This window comes from Pseudomonas sp. NFX224 (assembly GCF_048565165.1).
GTDB lineage: Bacteria > Pseudomonadota > Gammaproteobacteria > Pseudomonadales > Pseudomonadaceae > Aquipseudomonas.
This window is the reverse complement of record NZ_CP183416.1, coordinates 6,474,148-6,499,145: the sequence shown is the minus strand read 5'-3', so window position 1 is coordinate 6,499,145 and position 24,998 is coordinate 6,474,148. Positions and strand designations below refer to the sequence as shown.

General features: G+C 61.5%; 10 protein-coding genes. 7 read left to right on the top strand and 3 right to left on the bottom strand.

All coding sequences use genetic code 11. The features are described from left to right. The first annotated feature begins 14 nt into the window (after nt 1-14). From ACNYC6_RS29765 to ACNYC6_RS29735, 7 genes are all read left to right on the top strand, one after another. Entirely contained in the window at nt 15-1,478 is a 1,464-nt protein-coding gene (locus ACNYC6_RS29765; protein WP_419710436.1) for an amidase, read from the top strand. A gap of 69 nt (nt 1,479-1,547) precedes the next feature. Then, complete coding sequence (locus tag ACNYC6_RS29760) at nt 1,548-2,864, top strand: spinster family MFS transporter (RefSeq protein WP_419710435.1); 1,317 nt, start codon at nt 1,548-1,550, stop codon at nt 2,862-2,864. Nucleotides 2,865-3,253: 389 nt separating this feature from the next. Then, nucleotides 3,254-14,599, top strand: coding sequence for a VCBS domain-containing protein (locus ACNYC6_RS29755; protein WP_419710434.1), 11,346 nt, complete (start codon nt 3,254-3,256; stop codon nt 14,597-14,599). A 43-nt stretch (nt 14,600-14,642) separates the two neighbouring features. Beyond that, nucleotides 14,643-16,178 carry a TolC family protein gene (locus ACNYC6_RS29750; RefSeq protein ID WP_419710433.1) on the top strand — a complete coding sequence of 512 codons (1,536 nt, stop codon included), beginning with the start codon at nt 14,643-14,645 and terminating at the stop codon, nt 16,176-16,178. Further along, a complete protein-coding gene (locus tag ACNYC6_RS29745) occupies nt 16,159-16,965 on the top strand; it encodes an efflux RND transporter periplasmic adaptor subunit (protein ID WP_419710432.1) in 807 nt (268 codons plus the stop codon). The genes ACNYC6_RS29750 and ACNYC6_RS29745 overlap by 20 nt, the downstream gene beginning before the upstream one ends. After that, on the top strand, nt 16,962-18,308 hold the full coding sequence (locus ACNYC6_RS29740) for an efflux RND transporter periplasmic adaptor subunit (protein ID WP_419710431.1): 1,347 nt from the start codon (nt 16,962-16,964) through the stop codon (nt 18,306-18,308). Before ACNYC6_RS29745 ends, ACNYC6_RS29740 begins: the two co-directional genes overlap by 4 nt. Beyond that, entirely contained in the window at nt 18,308-20,404 is a 2,097-nt protein-coding gene (locus ACNYC6_RS29735) for an HlyD family efflux transporter periplasmic adaptor subunit (RefSeq protein ID WP_419710430.1), read from the top strand. Before ACNYC6_RS29740 ends, ACNYC6_RS29735 begins: the two co-directional genes overlap by 1 nt. Before the next feature lie 34 nt (nt 20,405-20,438). Here ACNYC6_RS29735 and aspT read toward each other — a convergent pair whose 3' ends face one another. The 3 genes from aspT to ACNYC6_RS29720 form a co-directional block, all read right to left on the bottom strand. Then, nucleotides 20,439-22,130, bottom strand: a complete 1,692-nt coding sequence (aspT, locus tag ACNYC6_RS29730) for an aspartate-alanine antiporter (RefSeq protein WP_419710429.1) — start codon at nt 22,128-22,130, stop codon at nt 20,439-20,441. 25 nt (nt 22,131-22,155) lie between these two features. Then, nucleotides 22,156-23,766 carry a mechanosensitive ion channel family protein gene (locus ACNYC6_RS29725; RefSeq protein WP_419710428.1) on the bottom strand — a complete coding sequence of 537 codons (1,611 nt, stop codon included), beginning with the start codon at nt 23,764-23,766 and terminating at the stop codon, nt 22,156-22,158. Between the two features lie 185 nt (nt 23,767-23,951). Continuing rightward, nucleotides 23,952-24,968: a succinylglutamate desuccinylase gene (locus ACNYC6_RS29720; protein WP_419710427.1), complete on the bottom strand. Its 1,017-nt coding sequence runs from the start codon at nt 24,966-24,968 to the stop codon at nt 23,952-23,954. Nucleotides 24,969-24,998: the final 30 nt, after the last annotated feature.

Here is a 24,998-nt window from a genome sequence, read left to right as displayed (position 1 = left end):
CCAAGGAAATGTTCATGACCACCAATACCCGTTCTTTCTTGTCCCAGGCCGACTATCTGTCACTGGATGCCACCGCCATGGCTGAATGCGTGCGCAACGGCACGCTGGCACCCGAGGCCTTGTTACGTGCCGCCCTTGAGCGGTGCGACCAGCTCGACCCGCAGGTCAACGCCGTGGTAATGCGCCACGACGAGATTGCCTTTGCCCAACTGCGCGCCCGCCAGGCAGCAGGCACCGAACGCCAGGGCGCGCTGGCCGGCGTCCCCATGTTGCTCAAGGACCTGAACACCTACCTGGCGGGCACCGTGACCACCAACGGTTCGCGCTTGCTGGCCGACACGCCGCCGGCCAGCACCAGCAGCACGATTGTGGACCGCTACTTGAACGCCGGCATGCTGGTGTTCGGCAAGAGCGCCAGTCCCGAGTTCGGCATGACCACGACCACCGAATCGGCCCAATGGGGGCGCACGGTCAATCCCTGGCATGGGGATTACAGCGCCGGTGGTTCGTCAGGCGGCGCGGCGGCTGCCGTGGCGGCTGGGATAGTGCCAGTGGCCCATGCCACCGATGGCGGCGGTTCGATTCGTATCCCTGCCTCCTATTGCGGCGTGTTCGGCATGAAGCCTACGCGCTACCGCAATCCCCAGGGCCCCGTCAGTTTTGAAGGTTGGTTCGGTGCCAGTTGCGGTCACGTGGTCTCGCGCACGGTACGCGATTCAGCGCTGTTGCTGGACGTCAGCCATGGCCACGAACGCGGCAGTCCCTACTGGTTGGCTGAACCGCCACGGTCGTTCAGCGACGAGGTGACGCGTACGCCTGGTGCACTGCGCATCGGTGTGGTAAACGCGGATATGACCGGCACAGCGCTTCACCCGGAGATTGCCTCCATGCTGGAGCAGACCGTTGAAGTGCTGCGCGAACTGGGCCACCAGGTGCGGCCGTTGACACTGCCGGTCGACCCGCAACGACTGTACGCCGCCCACGGCACCACCAGCGGCGTCAGCCTGTTGGCAGCAGTGCGCGACCGCGAGGCGGCGCTGGGTCGCCCCATGCCCGCGCATGCCTTGGAGACCGTGACTCGCCAGGTCCTGGAGCAGGCCAGCCAAGCCAGTTCCGAGCAGTTGTACCGCGCCCGACGTGACTTCGAAACCATCGGTTTGCAGATGGAAATGCTGTTTGACGAAATCGACCTGATCCTGTCCCCGGTCACCGGCCAGCTCACGCCGCCGCTGGGACGGGTGAGCCTGCAAAACAGCTTTGAGGACTATATCAAGCAGATCGTCGGCAGCATCGGCTTCACCGTGCTGGCCAACGTCAGCGGCCAGCCGGCCATGTCGGTGCCGCTGGGCATGAGCCGCGAAGGCTTGCCGATCGGTATGATGTTCAGCGCCGCGCATTGCCAGGAAGGTTTGTTGTTTCAACTGGCCGGGCAACTAGAGCAGCATCGCCCTTGGGCCTGCATTCCCGCACAGCACTAAAACGGCCTGCCGAGCCTGCACTAACGACGGGCCCCGGCAGCAGAAAAGAGCCCATTGCGAGCGTCTTCCATGACCACCAAAACCTACGGCTTTCGCCGCCACTACACCCTGTTCCTGTTGTTCCTGGTCTCTGCAGTCAGCCTCATCGACCGGCAGATCATGGGGATCGTCATCGAACCCATCAAGGCTGAATTCGATGTCTCGGACACCCAGATCGGCCTGCTGACCGGGCTTGGTTTTTCCCTGGTGTACTGCCTGTTCGCCATTCCCATGGGACGCCTAGCCGACCGGGCCAACCGCCGTGACCTGATCGGCCTGTGTTGTGCTTTCTGGAGCGCGATGACCCTGCTCTGTGGCTGGGTCACCGGCTACTTTAGCCTGGCGCTGGCCCGCCTGGGTGTGGCAGTCGGCGAGTCGGGCAGCGGCGCGGCTTCGATGTCGATGATTGCCGATCTGTACCCGCCCCATCAGCGGGCCAAGGCCATCAGCGTGTACATGCTAGGCGCGCCCATTGGTGCCCTGGTGGGCCTGAGTGTCGGAGCGTGGATCACTTACTACTACGGCTGGCGTGACGCCTTCATGTGGATGGCGGTGCCGGGGCTAATCGCCGCCGTGATGTTGCGCCTGAGCACCAGGGAGCCGCAGCGTGGCACCTGGGAAACCGCCGAGAACAATCCCGACTATCACGAATCGCTCTGGCAAGTGCTGCGCGGCGCTTGGACCTGCAACCCCTACGTTCGCATCGCCATCGCCGGTGCTCTGCTGGCATTCTCAGGTTACGCGTTCAGCATCTGGAGCACAGCCTTCCTGGTGCGCAGCCACGGCCTGACGCTCAAGGACGCTGGCGCCATCATGGGCCTGGTGGCCGGGCCGGGGGCGATCATTGGGTCGCTGTCCAGCGGCTGGCTGACCGCTCACCTGGCGCAGCGTGACGCACGCTGGCAATTGGGCATCCCGATCATCGGCGCATTGCTGGCATTCCCTTTGGCAGCCGGTTTCGCCCTGTATCCAGCTGGTGAACCCTGGCTGTTGGGCAGTTTGAAAGTGCCCCAGGCTGCCGCGTGCATGTTCGGCATGTCGGTATTCGGCATGTGGTGGATGGCCCCCAGTTACACCGCCATCGCCCACTTGATAGCCCCACGGCGCCGGGCCACGCTGGTGGCGGTGTTCAACTTCGGCATCATGGCCCTCGGCGCAGGCTTCGGACCGCTGGTGGTTGGCATCCTCAGTGACAGCTTGAGCGCAATCGCCGGTGCCGATGCGTTGCGCTGGTCGCTGGTGATTTGCGCCAGCGGCTACTTGCTGGCCAGCGTGGTCTTGCTGAGTGTGCTTAACCCCTATGGCAAACAGATCAGCACCGTCGAAGTACCCGCCTTGGCCGTTTGAGTAGGAGCCGTGCTGCTTGCCCCTTTGCCTTACGACAAGGGGGCAAACGGCGCCGCTACGCCGCTCAAACGTTCCTGTGTCTACTACAAGTCCATTCCCCCTGCTATCGCCCTCAACACGGCAAATCATCTGTCGCATTTTTTCCGCTCAATCGACCAACATCCCCTTGAAATAAGGACTTAGCGACTTAATTCGACCAAAAAACCATTTAGCGTAGTGAACGTTTATTCATCTTTTTGCCTCACCTCTTTCAAATCAAACGCATGACCGCCTCTCTCCAAAGTTTCCCGGTTACTGGAAATCCCGCGGAAAAGTCCTACGCTCAACATGTCCAATAGTGGGCTTGGGTATCAACGGATTGGTTCACCGCTTAGTCAGAGGGCCTCACTATGCAAGAGTCAGGGCGTACTTTTTCTGCTTCCCATCTGCGTCCTCAGCGCCAGTCGCTTGCGCTTGAGCCACGGATTTTGTTCGACGGCGCAGCGGCATCGGCGGCCACCGATCAACATCACAGCGACCCGGCTGCAACCACCCCTGCCCCCGCTGAACCCGCCGTTCCTCACGCCACCCCGACTGACGGTCATCCCGCTACCGAGCAGGCGCCATCGGCTGCACGCACCCTGCTGGTACTCGATAGCCGCATCGAAAACCGCGATCAATTGCTTGCCCAGTTACCCGGCAACGTCACTGCCATTGTGGTGAATGTCGGTGAAGATGGCTTGGCGGCGATTTCAGCCGCGCTGGCGCAGCTAGGTAAAGTGGATTCAATTCAGGTCATGTCCCACGGCGCCGCCGGGCAGTTCACCCTCGGCAATCGCACGATCACCTCTGACAACGTCGATCAGTTGAGCCAGACCCTCGAACAATGGCGCAACAACCTGACCGAAGGCGCGGATATCCAGCTGTACGGTTGCGATATCGGTGCCGGGTTGGCAGGCCAAACCCTGATCACCGAACTGGCGCGCTGGACCGGCGCCGATGTGGCCGCCTCCAGCAATGACACCGGCAGCACCAAGGCAGGTGGTGACTGGACGCTGGAAACCAAAGTCGGCGATATCGATAAAGCCATAGCGATCAGCAGCGCCGCCATGGCCAGCTTCGACGGATTGCTGGCCGACGCCGCTCCCACCATAACGTTACCCTCCGCCGGTAGCGACGTTTTACTGGGCGATAGCTTCACGTTCACTGTGAACTTCAGTAATACCTCGACCCAGGTCGGTTACGCACCGTTCATAAACTTGGCGATGCCCGCCACCGGCAAGGACGGCGACGACGGCGTCAATTTCATTTCGGCCACGTACCTGGGGCAAAACCTAATCAGCCACGTGGTGACGTTCGACGCCAATGGCAACGCCACGCATCCGCTGGCCAAGGACGCCAACGGCAATTTCCTGATCATCAACGCCGCTACTTACGGCATGCGCGCCGGTGACAAACTGGTGATCATTGAACTGCCGTTCGCTAGCGTGACCAATCAACAACCGGTGATCGGCGTGCAGGTCACCGCCAGCCTGAGCAATCTGGCCGACACCGCGTTTTCCATCGGCTCGCCCGACCTGACCATTCGCGCCAGTGGCGGCTTCGAATTCGGCAACGACGCGCTGGACAACCCGACCAATGATCCCAGCCTGATTCAGGCCGGTACGGCAGCGTTCGTCGTGCACCCGACGGTGATTACCGTCAGCGAAACGATCAACACCCCGGAAGGCGAAACCGCCACAGGCCCCAACTACGTGCGCACGCTGACCCTGTCGGCGACGCCGGCGCCAGGCCAGACGCTGACCAATGTCGTCATCACCCAACCGCTGCCGGACAATATCCAGGTCAATTCGATTACCCCCGGCCCCGGCGGGCGGCTGACCTCGATCACCCTGCACGACGGCACGGTGGTGACCAGTCCTGCGCAAATCGCCTTGCTGATTGCGGCCAACGACGTTTACATCAACTCGTTCACCGTCACCTACGACAGCCTTACCGGCAAGACCGATACCGTGGTGGCCTTTTATGTGCCCGAAGTCGACGCCGACGGCCAACCGGTGATCAACCCGGTGACCGGCGATGCGGTCACCGTGACCCTTGGCCCACCGACGGCTTCGGGGCAATGGGTACCGCTTGATCCGCGCGACCTCACCGCGCCGAACACCACCATCGATTTCAGCGGCACCGGCCAGGGCACGCAATTCATCGCCAAGTCGATCACACTGCTGAAAACCGCGACGATGCAGAACGACATCGGCCACACCGGCATCAGCCCCGGTGACACCCTGCAATACACCCTGAACCTGGCGATTTCCGACTACTTTGCCTTCGGCAAGGACTTCTTCAACGAAGGCCATCTGGTCATTCGCGATCAACTCAGTGACGGTCAGACCCTCAGCGGCACGCCGACCCTGACGGTGACCATCAACGGCGTCGCGCAGACCATCACTCTGTCCAAAAGCGTGGTCAACAACGCCGATGGCACGACGTCGATGGTGTTCGACATCGCGCAGTCGTTGCGCGATGCGTTTTCCAATGTTCGCGGCTGGCTCAACGGCGATCTGGCGTTCGACGATACCTTGCAAGGCGCGGTGATTGCAGTACTGAGCTATTCGGCGATCGTCGGCCAGACGTATAAGCCGCCTTCGGGCGACCCACACCCGGACATCAATGAAGGCGACGAGCTAGGCAACACTGCCACCGTGGACGGCACGCTGCTGCAGGATCAGTTCAACCTGACCACCGGGAGCGAAACCGACGGCTCGGCCACCACCAGCGTCATCCCCACCAGCAACGTTGATATCAGTCTGGTCGAGGTCAATAACGGCGCACCGCCGGGCAACGGCGAGTTGCGTCCTGGCGATGAAGTGACCTTCGAGCTGAGCTACGACCTGGTCACGGGTGATTATGAGCAATTCAAACTGACCGCCTACCTGCCACTGCCATTGTTCGATATCACCGGCATTACCTGGGGCACGGGCAGCGATGTCGGACAGTGGGAAATCGCCCCGGGCAACACCAATGCCGGGGGCGTGGTCAGCGTTGTCAGCGGCCCCGGCAACTCGCTGGTGTTCGATTTCGGCAGCTTCGCCACGGCGGACACCACAGGCAGTCGCATCGTCATCCGCTTTACTGTACGGGTCGGCGACCAACCGTTCGGTGACCAACGCTCGCTGGATGTGTTGGCTCAATCGACCCAGCAAACCACCCTCACCGACCGCACGCTGATCTCATCCGACGTGGTCGCTATTGTTTCCGTGGCCGAGCCGGTGCTGGACATCAAGCATGGCGTGGTATCGGGTTCTAACGGCACTGTCAGCAACACCACCGGCAGCTGGAACCCACCGGGCAGCAGCGGCGTGCCGTTCAACGGTAGCGTCACTGACCTTGCCGCCGTGGACGGCAACATCATCAATATCGACGGCGGCGACAGCCTGCGGCTGGTCACAGCGATTGAAAACACGGGCGGCGGCGGAGCCTACGATGTCAGCACCAGTATCACCCTGCCCTCCGGCCTGAGCTTTGTTGGCGGTAGCCTGGCGGCGGCGAACCTGCAGATTTATCGTGGCGACGGCACGTTGCTGGTGCTGGGCACCGATTACAGCGTGACCGGCAACCAGATCACCTTCCTCGATGCGGGTAGTCAAGCCACCCTCCTCGCCGGGCGCAGCGGCACCACCGCCGACACCAGCGGCGCCAATGTGGTGGTCATCAGTTACGACGTTGTCGTCAGCGACACGATTGAAGCGAGCCGCACCCTGCAATCCACCGCGACCTTGAGCAACTACGCCAGCGTCGACGGCGGCACCGACTTCACCCCGGCCGACCTGACCGACCTCGCCAACCAGCAAGTCGCAGCGCCCGTCATCACTAAAGTGTTCGCTGACGGCACGCTGGACAACGGCGACTCCAGTGCCGGTCACACCACGGGCAGCGACCTGGTGGTCGGCGAAAGCATGCGCTACGACATCGTGGTCACCCTGCCGGAAGGCACCACACAGACTCTGCGCATCGATGATCTGATCCCACCGGGCATGCGTCTGGACACCACCTTCAATGGCGGCCTGGGTTATCAAATCATCACCACCACAGCAGGCAGCGGCGCATTGACTGCCAACTTTGCCGGCAGCGTTCTGGTCAGCGGTTTCGCCGGTGTCGGCGGCACGGTAGGCGCCGATGGCGTCGATGCGCGCTGGACATTCAGCGTGTCCAGCGTCTCGGCCGACAATCAGACCGGCAACAACACCTTCGTGATTCGCCTGCAACTGGTGGCCAACAACGTCATCAGCAACCAGGCCAATGTCTCGCTGCAAAACAACGCGCAATTGACCTTCAGCGACCCGGACAGCGACACCCCCAACGGCAGCGTTGCAGTGGATCGCAACGTCGCCGTCAGCGGCGGCCTGCCCACCGTGATCGTGCGCGAACCGACTTTGCAGGTCACTCAAGTGCTGACCTCCACCTCCGGCCTGGGCGGCTACGACCAGGGCGACACCGTCAGCTTCACCATTACCATCAGCAACGGCAATGGCGGCAGCGATTTCAGTGCCTTCGACATCACGTTCCTCGACAACCTGCCGACCCAGCTCAACGGCCTGACGCTGACAGGCGTGCTGTACCAGAATGGCGCCACCAACAACGGCGGCGTGGATTTCGAGCTCGTCGGTGGCCAGTTGCGTACTGTCAACGGTGCCAACATCGACATCGCCAAGGGCGGCAGCATTGTCCTGAGCATTACCGGGGTGGTTAATGCCACGGCGGCCTCGCAGTCCAATTTCACCAACGTGGCGAACGTGCAATGGACCAGCCTGGATGGCACGCAAGCGGCCGAACGTACCGGTGTCGATGGCCAACTCAACGGCGGCACCCTCAACGATTACCGCAATTTTTCTACCCTGATCGTGCCGGTGGCTCAAGCCATTCAGATCTCCCGGGTCGGCGGTTTGCCGGACACCGCGGCCCCCGCCCCGACCACCGCGCCTGTTGAACAGGTGACCGTCGGTGAAGTCATCCGTTATCGGGTCGTGGTACTGGTGCCCGAGGGCAACAACCCCAACTATCAGATCCAGATCACCCTGGCCAACGGCTTGCAGTTCATCTCTCCGGACGCACTGGTCAATGCCTTGCGCATCGCGTTTATTTCCAATGGCGGATTGACCAGCGACGCCAACCTGATTGTCGGCGGCACCCTCAATGTCGACGGCAACGAAAACAGCCCTGAAGCCTTGCCGATTACCGCTGACCTTTCGGGACTGGCGCCCACCGGTGTGTTCGACCCGAGCCGCCTGACCGTCGTGACCAATCCCGATGGCACGCAGACCGTGACCTTCAATCTTGGCAACGTGGTCAATGGCAACAGCAATGACGACGACCTGGAAGGTATCTCACTCGAGTTCAACGTGCGTGTCACCAACGTTGCCACCAACATTGCCGGTGCGCAGCTTGGCGTCTCGGCGCTGGAAATCGTCAATGGCGCAGGCCGGGCCAGCAGCAATACGATTCTCGAAAACATTGTTGAACCGAGCTTCAGTGGTCTGGATAAAACCATTGTGGCCTTCGACCCGAACCCGAGCGGCACCACTGGCAGCGCCACGGTGCAACTGAGTTTCACTCAGAACGGCGGCTTGCCGGCATTCGACGCGCAAATCACTGACAGCTTCGCCGGCGGCAGCAATTACACGTTGGTCAGCGTGACCATCAATGGCACGAGTTTCGGCCCGGGCAACCTGCCTGCCGGCGTCACCTTCAGCACCACGGGCGGGGTGAGCGTCAACTTCGATCAACTGGACGTCGGTGCGCAGATCCAAGTGCGCTATCAAGTCACACTGCCCAATGCCTCGATCGTCGCCAGCAGCAATGCAACGCTGACCTGGAGCAGCCTGCCCGAGGATTTCACCAGTTGGGGTGGCAACAGCGTCGGCACCGATGGCGCCGTCGACGGCGAACGTACCGGCAGCACCGTCGGGCCGAACCAGTACATCCTGCGCGACAACGCCGGACTCGGCGTTATCACCGGCACCTTGTGGAACGACACCGCTACGCCGACTGCCAGTGCGACACCCGACGGACTCGGCCTGGCCGGACAAACCGTAACCCTGACTTGGGCGGGTGCCGACGGAGTGCTGAGCACCACTGCCGACAACCTGATATTCACCACTGTCACCGACGCCAACGGCCAATACCATTTTGGCGTGCTGCCGCTGGGCGTGTTCCGTATCGATGTGCCGGCCGGCCTGGTCAGTTTCCCGCAACCGGTGGGCGATTTGCGTGTGAGGGTCGACAGCGATGCCGGCACCCTTGGTCAAGTCACCATCACCCTCGGCGACGCTGACACGCAAGCGGCCAATGCCGGTTACGTCGAACAGAACGACGCACCGGTCAACACTCTCCCCGGCACCCAGCAAGGTCAGGAAGACGTCGTGCTAAACATTGGCGGCATCAGTGTCGCCGATGTGGATGCCGACCGCGATCCGGACGTCAATGGCCGCACCGTCAGCATCATCTTGAGTGTGACCCACGGCACACTGTTCCTCGGCGCGGCGGCGCCCGGCGTCACCGTCAGTGGCGCGAACACCGCCAACCTGACCCTGACCGGCAACCTCGACGATATCAATACCGCGTTGGCCAACCTGCGTTATCTGGGCAACGCAGACTTCAACGGCACCGACACACTGACCGTCATCAGCAATGACCAAGGCAACTACGGTGATGCCGATGGCGATGGCTTACCCGGTACGGCAACAGATGCACTGACCGACACCGACACCTTGCAAATCATCCTCGAAGCGGTCAACGACACGCCGGTCGCGGTCGCCGACAGCGCCACAGCGGTCGAGGCCGGTGGCACCAACAACGCCTCCATTGGTGTCGATCCACGTGGCAATGTGCTGGCTAACGACACTGATGTGGACATCGCCACCAATGCCGACCAGTTGCATGTGGTGTCGGTGGGCACGACGGGTTCCGGGATCCAGACCCCGGTCAACGGCGTGTTGGTGATCAACGGGCAATATGGGCAGTTGCTGATTGGCAGCAATGGTTCCTATGAGTACGTGGTCGATAACAACAACCCGTTGGTACAGGCTTTGCGACTGCCAGGCCAGACTCTGGTCGATCGCTTCGACTACGTGGTCGGCGACCTGGCGGGCGCCACCCCCCTCCTCCCCGCCACCTTGACGGTGACGATCCAGGGCGCCAACGACACGCCTCAAGGCGTGGATGACGATGGTGTTGCCATAGAGGCCGGTGGCATCAACAACGGCACACTGGGCAGCGACGCCGCCGGCGACGTATTGGCCAACGACACCGATGTGGACGACAGCGTCTCCAATGGCGAAACCAAAACCGTCACCGGCGTTCGCCCCGTTGCGGAGGCCGGTACCGGGGCGTTTACTCCGGTTTCCAGCCCCACATCTGTGGCCGGGCTCTACGGCACCCTGACCATCAATCCCAATGGCACTTATAGCTATGTGATCAATAATGACAATGTCACGGTGCAACGCCTGAGTGCCGGGGAGCAATTGGTCGAGTTTTTCAGCTACCGGGTCACCGACGCCGGCGGGCTGGATGATGTCGCGCAACTGCGCATCGTGGTTCAAGGCGCCAATGACAACCCGGTGGCCAGCGATGACGCCGCCTCGGCGCAAGCCGCTTCCACCAATGGCACCGCCTCGGAAAGCAATCCGACCGGCAACGTCGTGCAGTTCCCAAGCCGCCCCGGCCCGATCAACCAAACTGGCGGCAACGGTGTCGACCAGGACGTGGACGCCGCCGATCAGCCAAGCAGCCAGCTACTGGTCAACGGCGTGATCAACAAAAGCGAGGCCACGTACAACCCGGCTGTCGACATCCTGAGTGGCGTCGTTACGGGTACGACTTCAGCCAACGGCACGGTGGTGGTCGGCTTGTACGGCACACTGCGCATTGGCGCCGACGGATCGTTTTTCTACGACGTCGACAGCACCAACGCCGCCGTCCAGGCACTGCCCCAAGGGCAAACCCTGACCGAATTCTTCACCTATCGGGTCACCGACACCAAAGGATTGACCGATACCGCGCAACTGGTGATCACCGTCCACGGCGTCAACGATCCACCCGTGGCGCAGAATGTGATTGCCGTCGCCACCGAACAAGGTGGCATCAATAACGGCACGGCCGGTGTCAATCCTTCTGGCGATGTCACAGCCAATGCCACTGACCCCGATGGTGACCCGCTGACCGTGACCTTGATCAAGGCGGGCGCCATTGGCGATCCCGGTACACCACTCGCGGTCAACGTCGGCGGCACTGTGGTTGCCGGTTTGTACGGGACACTGACGATTTTTCCTGACGGCAGCTACACCTACGAGGTCAACAACAACAATCCCGATGTTCAGGCCCTCCGCCGCAGCGTTGATGTGTTGTTGGAACGCTTCACCTTCACCATCAGCGATCAAGTCAACCCAACGCCGGAAATCGACTCGGCGGAAATCATCGTCCTGATCCGTGGCCAAAACGATAACCCGGTCGCCGTCGATGATGCCGCCACCGCCATCGAAGCGGGCGGCTTGAACAACAACCAGCCTGGTCAGGACCCAACCGGCAATGTGCTAAACAACGACAACGATGTCGACGGTGGCGAGGTGCCCGGCGACTTGCCCGCTCATGATTACGGCGAAACCCGTGCCGTGTCGGCCGTGCGGACCGGCACTGAAGCCGGCAGCGGCACCGCCGGCATCTTGGGTAGCGAATTGCGCGGCACTTACGGCTGGCTGACCCTCAACGCCGACGGCAGCTACAGCTACCGGCTCGACAACAGCATGGCCGTGGTTCAGGCCTTGCGTGCCGGCAACACGCTGATCGACAGTTTCAGCTACACGGTGATCGACGCGGCCGCCGCCACCGATATCGCCACGCTGAACATCACCATTGAGGGCCGCAACGACACCCCGATCGCGCAAAACGACGTCAACACCGCGATCGAGGCCGGTGGCCTGGGTAACGCCACACCGGGGCTCAACCCCAGCGGTAATGTGCTGGCCAACGACAGCGACGTTGACGGCAATGGCGAAGTCCTCAGCGTGATCGGAGTCAATCAAGGCGCTTCGGTCGGCGTCATCGGCAGCGGTTTTGCCGGCGCTTTCGGCACCCTCACCCTCGGTGCCGACGGCAACTACACCTACGTGGTCAATAACGACAACCCGCAAGTCCAGGCCCTGCGCACCAATGTGAATGTACTGACCGAAACCTTCACCTACCAGATTCGTGACCTTGCCGGCGCTACCAGCACTGCCACGCTGACCATCCTCCTCCGTGGCGCCAACGACAACCCGTTGGCGGTCGATGACAGCACGGTCGCCGTGGAGGCCGGCGGTACGGCCAACGGCACACCGGGCGTGAACCCGGGCGGCAACGTGTTGACCAACGACACCGACGTCGATGCCAGCGACAGCAAGACCGTCACCGATATCCGTACCGGCACCGAAGCCGCAGGTGGCACGTTCACCACCCTCGGCACGGCCCAGACCCTCGCCGGTTTGTACGGCACCCTGACCATCAACGCCGATGGCACTTACAGTTATGTGGTCAACAACAACCTGGCCGCCGTGCAGGCGCTCAAGGTCGGCGATTCGCTGGTGGAAACCTTCACCTACCGGATGCGCGACACCGTGGGTGCCACCGACATCGCACAACTGAACATCCGTATCGACGGCGCCTGGGATGCTCCGGTGGCTGCCAACGACACCGCGTTGGCCGTGGCCGATGACGGTTCCGGCAACGGCGTCAACCCGAGCGGCAATGTCCTGCCCAACGACACCGATGTCGATCAGGGCGACAGCCTGCAAGTGACCGGTATCCGATTCGATACCGAAGCGGCAGGCGGTACGCTCAGCGGTGTGACAACGGGCACCAACAACAGCAACGGCACTTTGATCAACGGGCTCTACGGGCAATTGATCATCGGTGCCGACGGAACCTTCACCTACAACCTCGACTCCAGCAATCCGGACGTCCTGGCCCTGGGGCCGTTGCAGTTCCTCAACGAACGGTTTACCTATCAGGTCACCGACCGTGGTGGGCAAAACGATCTGGCGGAAATTCACATCATCATCCGCGGGCGCAACACGGCACCGATCCCCGCCCCGGACGCAGCGACGGCAGTCGAGGCCGGCGGTATCAACAACAGTCAAGCGGGTATCGATCCCGGCGGCAATGTGCTGGATAACGACACCGACAACGAAGGCGACGCCCTGCATATCATCGGCATCCGTACGGGCGCCTTGGCTGACACCGGCACGGTCGGATCCGTGGGCACCGCACTGCGCGGGCTTTATGGTGACCTCGTCATCAATGCCGATGGCAGCTACACCTACACCGTCGATAACAGCCTCGCCGTGGTGCAGGCTCTGCGCCAGAGCGGCCAGACCCTCAACGAAGTATTCAGCTACACCGTGGTCGACTTCTGGGGCGCCACCAGCCTTGCCGAACTGACCATCACCGTTGATGGCCGCAATGACACACCTGCTGCCCAAGACGACGGCTCGACCGCACTCGAAGCCGGCGGCGTGGCCAACGGCACACCCGGCACGGATGCCACCGGCAATGTGCTGACCAACGATACCGACGTCGACAGCGTGGCCAATGGTGAAAGCAAACAGGTCCTGAGTGTCACCAGCGAAAACGGTCAGTCCAGTGGCGCAGGGCAAGTGCTGATCGGGCGTTACGGGCAACTGGTGCTTAACGCCGATGGCAGCTACACCTACCTGATCGACAACAGCAACCCGACGGTTCAAGCCTTGCGCACGGCGGGCGAAACCCTGAGCGAAACCTTCACCTACCGCATGGCCGATACCGCCGGTGCGACGTCCGATGCGCGTTTGACCGTGGTCATCCAGGGCGCCAACGATGCGCCCGTGGCGCAGAACGACAGCGTCACCGCCAGCGACCAGACACCTGCGCCGCAAGCGACCGGCAACGTGCTGCCCAACGATGGCGACGTGGATGCCAACGACAACCTGCAAGTGGTGGCGGTGCGTACCGGGCCCGAAGCGGGTTCCGGCTCCGCGGGCGTGATTGGCCAGCCCATCATCGGTCTCTACGGCACTCTGGTGTTGAATGCCGACGGCAGCTTCACCTACACCATTGACCAGAGCAATCCGCAGGTGTTGGCGGCGGCCGGGTTGGGACAAGTGCTTCAAGACGTCTTCACCTACACCATCAATGACCTCAACGGCGCTAGCGACCAGGCTGAACTGGTGATTAATCTGGACATCGCCACGCCGTTCATTCCAGCGCCGCAAGGCAACTTCTTCGAGCGTGATACAAACATTCGAACCGGCAGCTTGTTGCTGCCCGACCCGCTGCCGGCAGTCTTCGTGACGCCGGTGGTCGAGCGTGCCGCGCAGGTCAATGAACTCTCGACCTGGGGCATCGATGGCAGCAATTTGCGGCTGGCAGCCGTTGGCGAATTCAACAGCGAATCGCTGGGCAACGGCTTGGGCATTGTGCCTGGGCAGTTCGTCGCCCAGGCAGTTCGCGAGAGCCGGCTCGAAAGCGACCTTGATCTGCTGTGGATCCAGGGTCGCCAGGGCCGTACCGGCCTGACGGCCGATGGTCTGTTGAGTGACCCGTCGCTGTTTGCCACCGGCGCGGCGGACATGATCCACGGCCCGGCACAGACTCAAGCAAGCCACGAGCAGCGTCCGGCGCCACGGGGTTTCAGTGCCCAGTTGCGCAATGCCGCCGAGCGTCTAAGATCAGGCGGACGGGGTAATTGAAGTGATCGACCCGAATAGTTACCAAGAAGACAAAGGACTGAACATGCGGAAAAACGCGACCAGGTTTCTCAGTACTGCCCTCGCCTCTGCTGTGTTGCTCAGCGCTTGCTCATCGCTGGAGCCCAAGCCCTCCACCGACGAAGAAAACCGGCAACGCATCATTGCCGACCAGTCGCGCATGTATTCCGGCCAGGAACCTGTCACCGCGCCGATCACGTTTTACGAAGCCGCCGCCCGGGCTTTGAAATACAACCTCGACTACCGCCTCAAACTGATGGAAAGCGCGCTGGCGTCGGACCTGCGTGACGTGTCCAGCCATGAAATGCTGCCACGACTGGTCGCCTCGGCCGGATACGCCGGGCGCAACAATGACTCCGGCGGCACGTCGATCGGCATCGAAGACCGCCAGGTCAGCTTGCGGCCATCGACCTCTGAAGAGCGCTATCGCGAACTGTATGGGCTGGGCCTGAGTTGGAGCCTTCTGGATTTCGGCGTGGCTTATTACCGCACGCAGCAAAAGTCCGATCAGATCCTGATGGCCGAAGAGCGGCGACGCAAAGTCGCGCAAAACGTTCTGCAAGACGTACGCAACGCTTACTGGCGTGCACTCGGCGCGCAACGGCTGATGCCGGAAGTGGACAAGCTGTTGATGCGCACCCACACCGCACTGACTTCTGCCCGTGAAGCTGAGCAACGCGGCCTGTTGCCCCGTCAGGAAATCCTCGCCTACCAACGGGCGTTGTTGGATTCGATCTACTTGCTGACCGTGCGCCGTCAGGACCTGGAGTTTGCCCAGGCCGAACTCGCCGCGCTGATGTCGTTGCCACCGGGTTCGAAAATGGTCCTGGCCGACATGCCGGATCCGCCATTACCGGAAGTCCGTCAAAGCATGGCGCAGCTGGAACAGCTGTCCATGGAGCATCGCCCGGAAATCATGGAAGAGTGGTATCGCAAACGGGTCAACCAGAAAGACCTGGACATCGCCAAGGCGCAGTTGTGGCCGAACGTCAGCGTCGACTTCGGCTACAAGTACGACTCCAACAAATACCTCTACAACAACGACTGGACAGGCACCGGTCTGCAAGTGTCGATGAACCTGTTGCGCTTGCTGCAACTGCCGGCACTCAACGCGGCGGAAAAATCCCAGAGCGAAACCGACGATACCCGGCGCGTGGCGCTGTCCATGGCGATCCTGACTCAGGTACGGGTGGGCACCCTGCGTTATCAACTGGCGCGCCAGGAAGTGGATTTCACCGAACAAAGCCTGCGCGTGGATCGCAGCCTGCTCGATTATGCCCAGGCCGCGAAAACCGGGGCCTTGGGTTCAGAGCTGGAAGTGATTCGTTCCGAAGGTCGTTACCTGCTCTCGCGTTACCAACGTGAAGCGGCATTCTCCAGTGCTCAAGCCGCATGGGGACGCCTCTACAACTCCGTCGGCCTGGACGTCCTGCCGGCTGAAATCTCGAAACACGATATCAAGACCCTGGCCCGGGAAATCCAGCGCACATTGAACGAACAAGAACAGCAACGTCTGCTCATCACTCAGCAAGGAACGCCGAATGCGCAAAACCGCCCTTGAGTCCCGTCTAGGGGCCCTGTTGTTGGCCTGCCTGATCCTGCCCGTAAACGCCGATGACACACCATCGGCCTCGTCCCTCGATAGCGCCAGTGCGATTCGCGTCTTGCTGGCCGCTGAACTGGAAACCACCCTTTCGAGCCAGATGAGCGGGACGCTTGGCGAATTGAAAACCGGTTTTGGCGAGCAAGTGAAAAAAGCCGAGGTCTTGGCTCGATTCAACTGCAACGAGGCCGATGCACGCAGCAAAGTGGCCGCCGCTGAACTGGCCATGGCAAAACAGAACCTGCAAGCCAAGCAACAATTGCGTCAGCTCAATGCCGTTGGCGATATCGAAGTTTCGATGGCCAACACCGAGGTGCAGAAAGCCGATGGCGCCCGCGCCATGGGCGTCGCACAGAGTGGCTATTGCCAGGTCCTTGCACCGTTTTCCGGGCGAGTAGCCAAGGTTTACGTCAAACCGTACCAGACTGTCACGGCCGGTACGCCGTTGTTCGACCTCGTCAGTGACGGCGCCTTGAAAGTGCGTCTGAACGTTCCGTCCAATCTGCTGAAATCCCTCAAGCCGGGCCTGCCGCTGCAGGTGAGCATTCATGAAACCGGCAAAACCTACCCGGCTCATATCAGTGCGATCAACTCACGGGTTGATGCGGTGGCCCAAACGGTCGAACTGGAAGCGCGGCTCGATGAAAAATTCCCCGACCTCATGGCCGGCATGAGCGGCACGGCACGCTTCAACCAGGACAACGCCCAGCAGACCAATGCCCAGCAAAACAGTCTCCAGCCATGACAATGAACGAGCCCCTGCCCCACCCTCACCTGCTGCTCGAGCTCGATGCGCTGCGTGACAAGGCGATGGCGGCCGACTCGCTGAACGCCCTGGCGTTCAGCATGGCCAATGATTTATATCCGTTGCTCGCCTTCCATCAGGCGCTGGTATTTGCCCAGCGTGAATCGTCCCTGGAACTGTTGAACGTCTCCGGCCTGTCGCGGCCCAGCGAAGACTCGCCGTATCTGGTGTGGTTGCGGCGTTCCAGTCGCTGGCTCGCGACACAGGTGCCCGATGGCGAGCCAGTCTGGCTGACACAAGACAACAGCAATCCGCCGGCGGATATTGCCGAAGGCTGGAGTGAATGGTGGCCGTCAGGATTGTGGTGCGTACCGGTGCAAGACCGCGATCAGCAGCGATTGGGGATATTGATCCTGTTGCTGGATCAGGAACCGCCGGCCGTTTTGTGGCAGCACCTCAAAGGGCTGGTGAACACCTGGGGCTACTGCTGGACGGCATTGACCCGGCGTCGGGGTTTCAGTCGCTGGCGTCTCAATCGCAAACAATTGCTGCTCGGCCTGTTGGTATTGGGTGCCCTGCTCCTGTTGCCGGTTCGGCAAACCGCATTGGCGCCCACGGAAATCGTCTCCCGTCAGGCGCAGATCATCAGTTCGCCCATCGACGGGGTGATCGAACACATTCAGGTTCGACCGAATCAACCTGTAGACGCCGGTACGCCATTGTTCTCGCTGGACGAAACCACCCTGCGCAGTCGCGCCGAAGTGCTGGGCAAGGAAGTCGCCGTGGCTGATGCCGAACTGCAGGCTGCCAGCCAACGGGCCTTTGACAACCCGCAAAGCAAAAGCGAACTGACCCTGCTTGAAGGCCGAGCCCAGCAACGTCGAGCGGAACTCGCCGCTGTCCAGGCCCAGCTCAAACGCACCAGAGTGCTGGCGCCACGGGGCGGTGTCGCGGTGTTCAGCGATCCCAATGACTGGCTGGGCAAACCGGTGGTCACCGGCGAGCGCATCATGCAGGTAGCCGACCCGACTCAACCGGCAATGCTGATTCAATTGGCCGTAGCCGATGCGATCGCCCTGGAGCCGGGCGCCGAAGTCACGTTGTTCCTCACTGCATACCCGCTGACCCCGCTCAAGGGCAAGATCCTCGAAACCAGCTACCAGGCGCGCCCCAGCGATGAAGGTGTAGTCGCCTATCGCTTGCTGGCGAGCATCGACGGCTCGCCGGAACATGCTCGCCTGGGCTTGCACGGCACTGCCAAACTCTATGGTGGCCGTGTCATGCTCGGTTATTACTTGCTGCGCCGACCATTGGCGACGCTGCGGGCGTGGAGTGGCTGGTAATGCTTGATCCCGCCGACCTGCCCCTGCCCCCGCTGCGTGAGGATTTGCGCCTGAGCGAAGCTGCACACGGCAGCAACGGCGAACCGGCCTGGGTCATCCAGGACACGGTGATCAACCGTTTCTACCGCATCGGCTGGCTGGAGTTCGAATGCCTGCTGCGCTGGGGCCAGTCACCCCGGCAAATCAGTCAACAGATCGCCGAAGGCACCGCGCTCAAGCCGGATGTCGAACAGATCCTCGACTTCCGCCAGTTCCTCGAACAGCACCAGTTACTCCGAGCCGGGCCAGCCGCATTGGCGCGGCTCCAGGCCAAAGGTGAAGAAGGCAGTTGGCTGAGTTGGCGTTGGTGGTTGCACCATTACCTGTTTTTCCGCATTCCGCTGCTGCGCCCGCAACAACCGCTGCAACATCTGGCCCGAGCGCTGGGCTGGCTATTTCACCCGCTCACCGGGCTGCTGGTGTTTTGCCTGAGTTTGATCGGGGTGATTCTGGTCTTGCAACAATGGGACACCTTTACCCACGCCGTGGTCGAGTCGTTTTCCACTGAAGGTCTGTTCAGTTTTGCCCTGGCGTTGATTGTCGCCAAAACCTTGCATGAACTCGGGCACGCACTGGTCGCCACGCGCCTGGGATTACGGGTCGGGCACATGGGCATCGCCTTCGTGGTGCTGTGGCCGATGCTCTACACCGATACCGGCGAGAGCTGGAAACTCAGCCGTTCGCGACAGCGTCTGGCGATTGCTTCAGCCGGGATCGTTACCGAATTGTCTTTGGCCGGGCTCTCGACACTGGGTTGGGCGTTGTGCGATCCGGGTGCGCTGCGCAATGCCCTGCTCTATCTGGCGACCACCAGTTGGCTGTTGTCATTGGCCCTCAACGCCAGTCCGTTCATGCGTTTTGACGGTTACTTCATCCTCTCCGACCTGCTGGACTTCCCCAACCTGCATGAGCGTGCATCGGCGCTGGCCCGGGTCACTCTGCGGCGCAATCTGCTGGGTTTGCAGGAAGACTGGCCGGAGTCATTCCCGACCGGTCAGCGTCGACTGCTGGTGACGTTCGCGATCATCACCTGGTTGTATCGACTGGTGCTGTTCCTTGGGATCGCATTGGCGGTCTACCTGTTTTTCTTCAAATTGCTGGGGATCATCCTGTTCATGGTCGAACTCTCCTGGTTTATCGCCATGCCGGTGGTGCGTGAATTGAATCACTGGTGGCAACACCGCGCAGCCGTTCCGAGCCGGCGCAAAATGCTGTTCTACACCGTACTGGCGGTGATCCTGGCGGGACTGGCGATTCCCTGGCGAACGCAAATCGATGCGGTCGGCGTGGCCCGCGCCGAACATCAGCTACGGGTCTACGCGCCCTACCCGGCACGCCTGCAATCGATTCACGCCGATGGCCCCGTCAACGCCGGGGAAACCCTGATCGTCCTCGACGAGCCGGACATCGCCTCGCGCGTGCTCAGCAGCGAAGCCAATGCCCGCAGTTATGAAGCGCGGTTGTCCGGATTGTTGGCCGATCCCGGTGGTCTGGCGGAAGACGCGGTGACTCGGCAACGCCTGAACGTGCAATTCGAAGAAGCCCGGGCCGCGCGCTCGGAAATCGCCCGGCTCAACCTGCAAACGCCATTTGCCGGTTTATGGCTGGACGTCAATCCCGACTGGAAGCCTGGCCAATGGGTAGGCCGTCAAGAATCTCTGGGGATGTTGATCGATCCACGTAGCTGGCAAGTGGATGCCTATGTTGCCCAGGACCAGGTGCACCGCATGGCCACCGGCGATCGCGTGCGGTTCTACCCCGACGGCCAGACCAGCCCGCTCAGCGGGCACGTCTTGCAGATTGGCAGCACTCGCGCCAGTCAGCTCTCGCACCGCATGTTGTCCTCGCGCTTCGGCGGGCCGGTGCCGACCACCGCCGCCGAGCATGCACTGGTGCCGAGCACGGCGCTGTTTCAGGTATTGATTCAACTGGACGAACCGCTGCCGAGCCTGCGCGAAACCCGTGGTCATCTGAAAATCGAGGGTGAACGGCGCAGCCTGCTGGCCGATGGTACGACGCATTTGCTGGCGGTGTTCATGCGTGAAAGCGGTTTCTGATGGTGTGGCGTTCCCACCCTTCACCGCGCCCCCATTACCCCGCCACCACAAAAATGATGATCGGACCACACACCGCCAGCAGCACATTGGAAATTGCATAACACACGGTAAAACCAATCACCGGTGTGTTGCTGCCGGACTGCTCGATGATCTTGTTCATTGACGCCGCTTCGGTCTGTGCCCCAGCCAGGGCGCCGAACAGGATCATCGGGTGCAAGCGCAGCACGTAGCGGCCGAAGTACAACGCCACCAGTGGCGGCAAGATCGTCACGACGGCACCGGATAGCAACAGCGCGAGGCCTTGTTCTTTCATGGCCGCGAACGCCGCCGGTCCCGCCAACAATCCCACCACCGCACCAAACGCCGTCAGGCCGAATTCGGAAAACGCCCATTGCGCCGCCGGGGGTAGCGCGCCGACCTCAGGATGACGCGAGTTGTACCAGCCAATCACCAGTGCCGCGACCAGCACCCCGCCGCCAATGCCCAGCTCCACCGGAATCATGCCGATGTGGGTCGATAGCAAACCCAGCAGCGAGCCCAACACCATGCCCAGGGTGTGCACGGCGATGTCACTTTTGTAGTTGTTTTTGCGTATCCGCCCCAGGCGTTTGGCCAGAGTCTCGACGCTGGCGGTGCGGCCGGTCAGGGTGAGCACGTCGCCCCGGCGCAACACGGTATTGGGCAGAAGCGGCAGTTCGTAGCCCTGGCGGGTAATGGTGTTGATGAAGCAGCCCAGGCGCCGTGTGTTTTCCAGGCGAGATTTGGCCTGGTGAATGGTCTTGCCGGCGAACTCCGGTGAGGTCAGGACGATGTCGACCTGACGGGTCGGAAACGACAGCGACTCGATATGATCGATCTCTGGCCCCACCCATTGCGAGAGAGAACCGACAGCTTCACGCAAGGCATAGACCCCGATGATGTCACCGGCCGTGAGGGTGAGCCCTTCATCGCGCTCGATGATTTGGCCAGCGCGCACCACCCGCTCGACCGTCAGCGACTCGTGCTGACTTTCAAGTTCGGTAATCTGCAGGCCGTCCGCAGGCCCAGTGGCCGCCACCTGATGCGCCCGCACGACAATGCGCGTGTACGGCACGGTGATCGCGTCTTCTTCCTTGGCGATCCCCAACTCAAGTTCCAGTTCCCGGGCCGATGCCCTGAGGTCAACCCCGAGCAATTTCGGGGCAATGCTGCCGACGAAGACAATCAGGCCGATGGTGCCGAACAGGTAGGTGATCGCATAGGCAATCGCCATGTGGCTATTGAGCTCGGCCTTGGCGGCGGTGTCGATCGTCAATTGATTGATCGCACTGGTGGCGGTACCCATGATCGCCGTGTCGGTCAGTGCCCCGGCACCCAGCCCGGCGGTGAATCCGGCGTCAAAATCATAGATCGCGTTCATCAGCAGGATCGAGCCCAGTGCCGTCGCGCACAACACTACCGACAACACCACCAGTTTCAGCGTGCCGCGATTGAGGCTGCCGAAAAACTCCGGCCCGCTCTTGAAGCCGACCGCGTAGATGAACATCACAAAAAACACCGACTTCAAACCGGTCGGCACTTCCAGGCCGATCTGGCCGATCAGCAGCCCCATCAACAACGCCCCGGCGACCGAGCCGAGATGAAAGCTGCCAATGTGGATACGGCCGATGAAAACGCCGAATGCGATGGCCAGGAATACCGCGATTTCCGGGTCAGCCCGCAACGCGTGGAGCACAAAATCAAGCATGATGAGGACTCCCGTCCATTCGAAATCAAGGTTCCTTGGGTTCTTGTGCAGGTGCCGGGTACCACTTGTCCCGGGGCACCCATTTCTCTTGTTGCGGATCGCCCAGATAATGCGGCGACATGATCTGCACGCCGTACTCGTTGAACACATCCTGGATATTGGCGTGCAACATGCTCAGCAGCACGGCGCGTGGCCGAGGCTGGCTCGGGATGGCCTGGGCCACCAGCCGGTACTCCGGGTAAAAATCCGACAGCGCGGTCTGGAACACCTGAGCCGGCGGCACTTCAACAATCCCCTGCGTGCGTTGAGCCGCCTCCAGCAACATCGCCTCCACCTGGCGCCACGGCGTGTCATAGCCGATGGTCACCACGGTGTCGACCACGTAACCAGGGCCTTGCACCGTGCGCGAGTAGTTTTTGGTGACCGTGCCGGTGATCATCGAGTTGGGCAAGGTCAGCACTTCCCCGAGACCGGTGCGAATACTGGTGGTGAACATGCCGAGCTCGGTGACCGTGCCTTCATAGTCGCCAATGCGCACGAATTCGCCGGGACGCAAGGTTCGGGTGTAGGTCAGGATCAGGCCCGCCGCTGCCTGGCCGACCACACTGGTGGCACCGAGGGAAATCATCAGGCCAATCAACACCGACAACCCCTTGAACGCATCGGTGCCCGCACCGGGCAGATAGGGATAGGCCATGGCCAAGGCAAACAGCCAGATCGCCATGGATGTCAGGCGCTGGGTCGGTTGCAGGGTTTCATGGTTCAGCCAGCTGAGGGTGCCTGGCATGGCCATGCGCCGCAGAATCCGGCGCATGAACCCGGTCGCGCCACGGGCAATGAAGAAAATGGCCAACGCCACACCCAGCCCCGGTATGGCACCGACAATCCCTTGCAACAAATAGCTGGCGACTTCCAGCAAATAGTTATTGAGGCTCTCACCCCAGGGCCGTGTATAGGGAAAGCGTGACAGGACAAACCCGAGCCACTCGTACGTGAGCAGCAACACGACGGCCCAACGCAGCAACTCCAGCAGGCGACTGACCAGCGGATAGAGGTACTTGGCATCCACCAGTGGCACTCGTCCGACTTTCAGGGCCTGCGTGTGCCGATGCATCAGCTCGGGCAGTTTATTGAGCAGTTTGCGGCGCAGATAGGACATGCCCAGTAACAAGCCGATATAGATACCGGTGGCAATCACTGCCGCAACGATCGATCGGATGATCAATCGCAGGCTGCGGGCTTCCTGCGTTTCAGACACCACCTGGCGCAACTTTTCAGCCGCGGCTTCAGCTGCCTGCTGCACCGAGTCGTATTCGGTCTCGTCGAAATCGTTGGGCGACACGATAAAGGCCCGCCGGCTACCCAGCAGCACCATGTAGCTTTTCATGATCGGGTCGATGCTGACGTTGAGCTCGTCCGCGTCATCGAGCGCTTCGCTGATGACCGCTTTGGCACGCTTGACCCGCGATGCCGGGCTTTCGCCGAGGAGGGTCGCGCGAAACACCATGATGCTGCGGTTGGCTACTTTCAGTTCGACCGGCGAATCAGGCGCCTTCGGCGGCTCTTCGGCCCACAATTGAACCGACCAGAGCATGCCGAAAACAGTAAACAATACAGCGAGCAGCCTGCTCCGCATGGTTCAGATCCTTAGTTCACATTATTCACACCGAGGGTACGTATCGCAGCGTAGTTCACCGATGAACGGTTGTCAGATTTCCGGTTGCGCAGCAGCGCCAGGCATTGCGAAGCGAAGTTGCCGGCGACAGCAATCTCTTCGCTGCCGCTTGCAAACCAGCGTTGTCGCGAGCACATGAATGCGGTTCAGTTCGGGTCCAGCAACCCGCCGCGCCAGTGACGCGACTCATGGCTGCCGGTGAACTTGGCAACGACCACGCCTTGCGGGATCAAGCGATCGCGATAGCGGGTGACCATGCGCCCGGTTTGTTCGGCCACCAACACCACTTCCGACGACGGATCACCGGGGCGACGCAGGATCCGTGCGAACCGCTGGCCTTGCTCGACGACATCGCCGAGGTGTTTTTCGAAGATCAGCACACCGGGTTGCGGCGCGAGAATAGTCTCCATCTGCGCCATGTCCTTGACCTCGACGGGCCACTCGGCCAACGACATTGCTTCGTCGATGACGCCGTATCGACACAGCCAGGCATACAGCCCATCGGCGTCCTGTTCGGCAAAGCGATCGTTGACGTCGCCCTGCCCGCGCAGTTCGAGGGTCGCGGCCATGCGCCCTTGCGTCGTACCTTCACGCAGCCACGGCGCAATGATGGTTTCCTCGAAGGAGCCATCGCCGCCGTCATCCCAGATGATCGCCACGTCCATCTTCATCGCCGCTGCCAGTTCGCGGCCACGGGGCCAGAAGCTGCGGTGCACGTAGATGTAGGGCAGCGCTTCGTCATCGGTGTGCAGGTCAAGCATCACGTCCGCCGGAGCCGCCAGTTGCACCAGTTTCTTTTGCCATTCCTGGACATTGGTCGACGGCTGCGCCATCGCGGTCGACTGGTCGAAGCCACGGTTGAAGTTATGCCCGGTGGCATCATGAAAACGTCCGAGGATCCGCCCTTGGCGAAACTGGCCGATACCCAGTGGATTTGCCTGTGGCACCACGGTGACAGTGCCCTTGAGTCGGCCTTCGGACTCGGCCACCGCAAGGCGTTGCATCAACAGGTGCAGCACCAGCATCCCGGCGATTTCATCGGCATGCACCCCCGCCTGCAAGTGCACCTTCGGTCCGGCGCTGGCGCCTTCGAAACGCCAGGCGTTGACCTGCACCGGGTCGCCATTGTTGTTGCGAACATTGAACGAAATATCCTGCGCCATACGCTTGTCCTCCCGTCATGAACGTTAATA

What these genes read in the sequence shown, in the direction of transcription:
- ACNYC6_RS29765 (WP_419710436.1), top strand. Translation starts at nt 15, where the DNA reads ATGACCACCAATACCCGTTCTTTCTTGTCCCAGGCCGACTATCTGTCA.
- ACNYC6_RS29760 (WP_419710435.1), top strand. Translation starts at nt 1,548, where the DNA reads ATGACCACCAAAACCTACGGCTTTCGCCGCCACTACACCCTGTTCCTG.
- ACNYC6_RS29755 (WP_419710434.1), top strand. Translation starts at nt 3,254, where the DNA reads ATGCAAGAGTCAGGGCGTACTTTTTCTGCTTCCCATCTGCGTCCTCAG.
- ACNYC6_RS29750 (WP_419710433.1), top strand. Translation starts at nt 14,643, where the DNA reads ATGCGGAAAAACGCGACCAGGTTTCTCAGTACTGCCCTCGCCTCTGCT.
- ACNYC6_RS29745 (WP_419710432.1), top strand. Translation starts at nt 16,159, where the DNA reads ATGCGCAAAACCGCCCTTGAGTCCCGTCTAGGGGCCCTGTTGTTGGCC.
- ACNYC6_RS29740 (WP_419710431.1), top strand. Translation starts at nt 16,962, where the DNA reads ATGACAATGAACGAGCCCCTGCCCCACCCTCACCTGCTGCTCGAGCTC.
- ACNYC6_RS29735 (WP_419710430.1), top strand. Translation starts at nt 18,308, where the DNA reads ATGCTTGATCCCGCCGACCTGCCCCTGCCCCCGCTGCGTGAGGATTTG.
- aspT (WP_419710429.1), bottom strand. Translation starts at nt 22,130, where the DNA reads ATGCTTGATTTTGTGCTCCACGCGTTGCGGGCTGACCCGGAAATCGCG.
- ACNYC6_RS29725 (WP_419710428.1), bottom strand. Translation starts at nt 23,766, where the DNA reads ATGCGGAGCAGGCTGCTCGCTGTATTGTTTACTGTTTTCGGCATGCTC.
- ACNYC6_RS29720 (WP_419710427.1), bottom strand. Translation starts at nt 24,968, where the DNA reads ATGGCGCAGGATATTTCGTTCAATGTTCGCAACAACAATGGCGACCCG.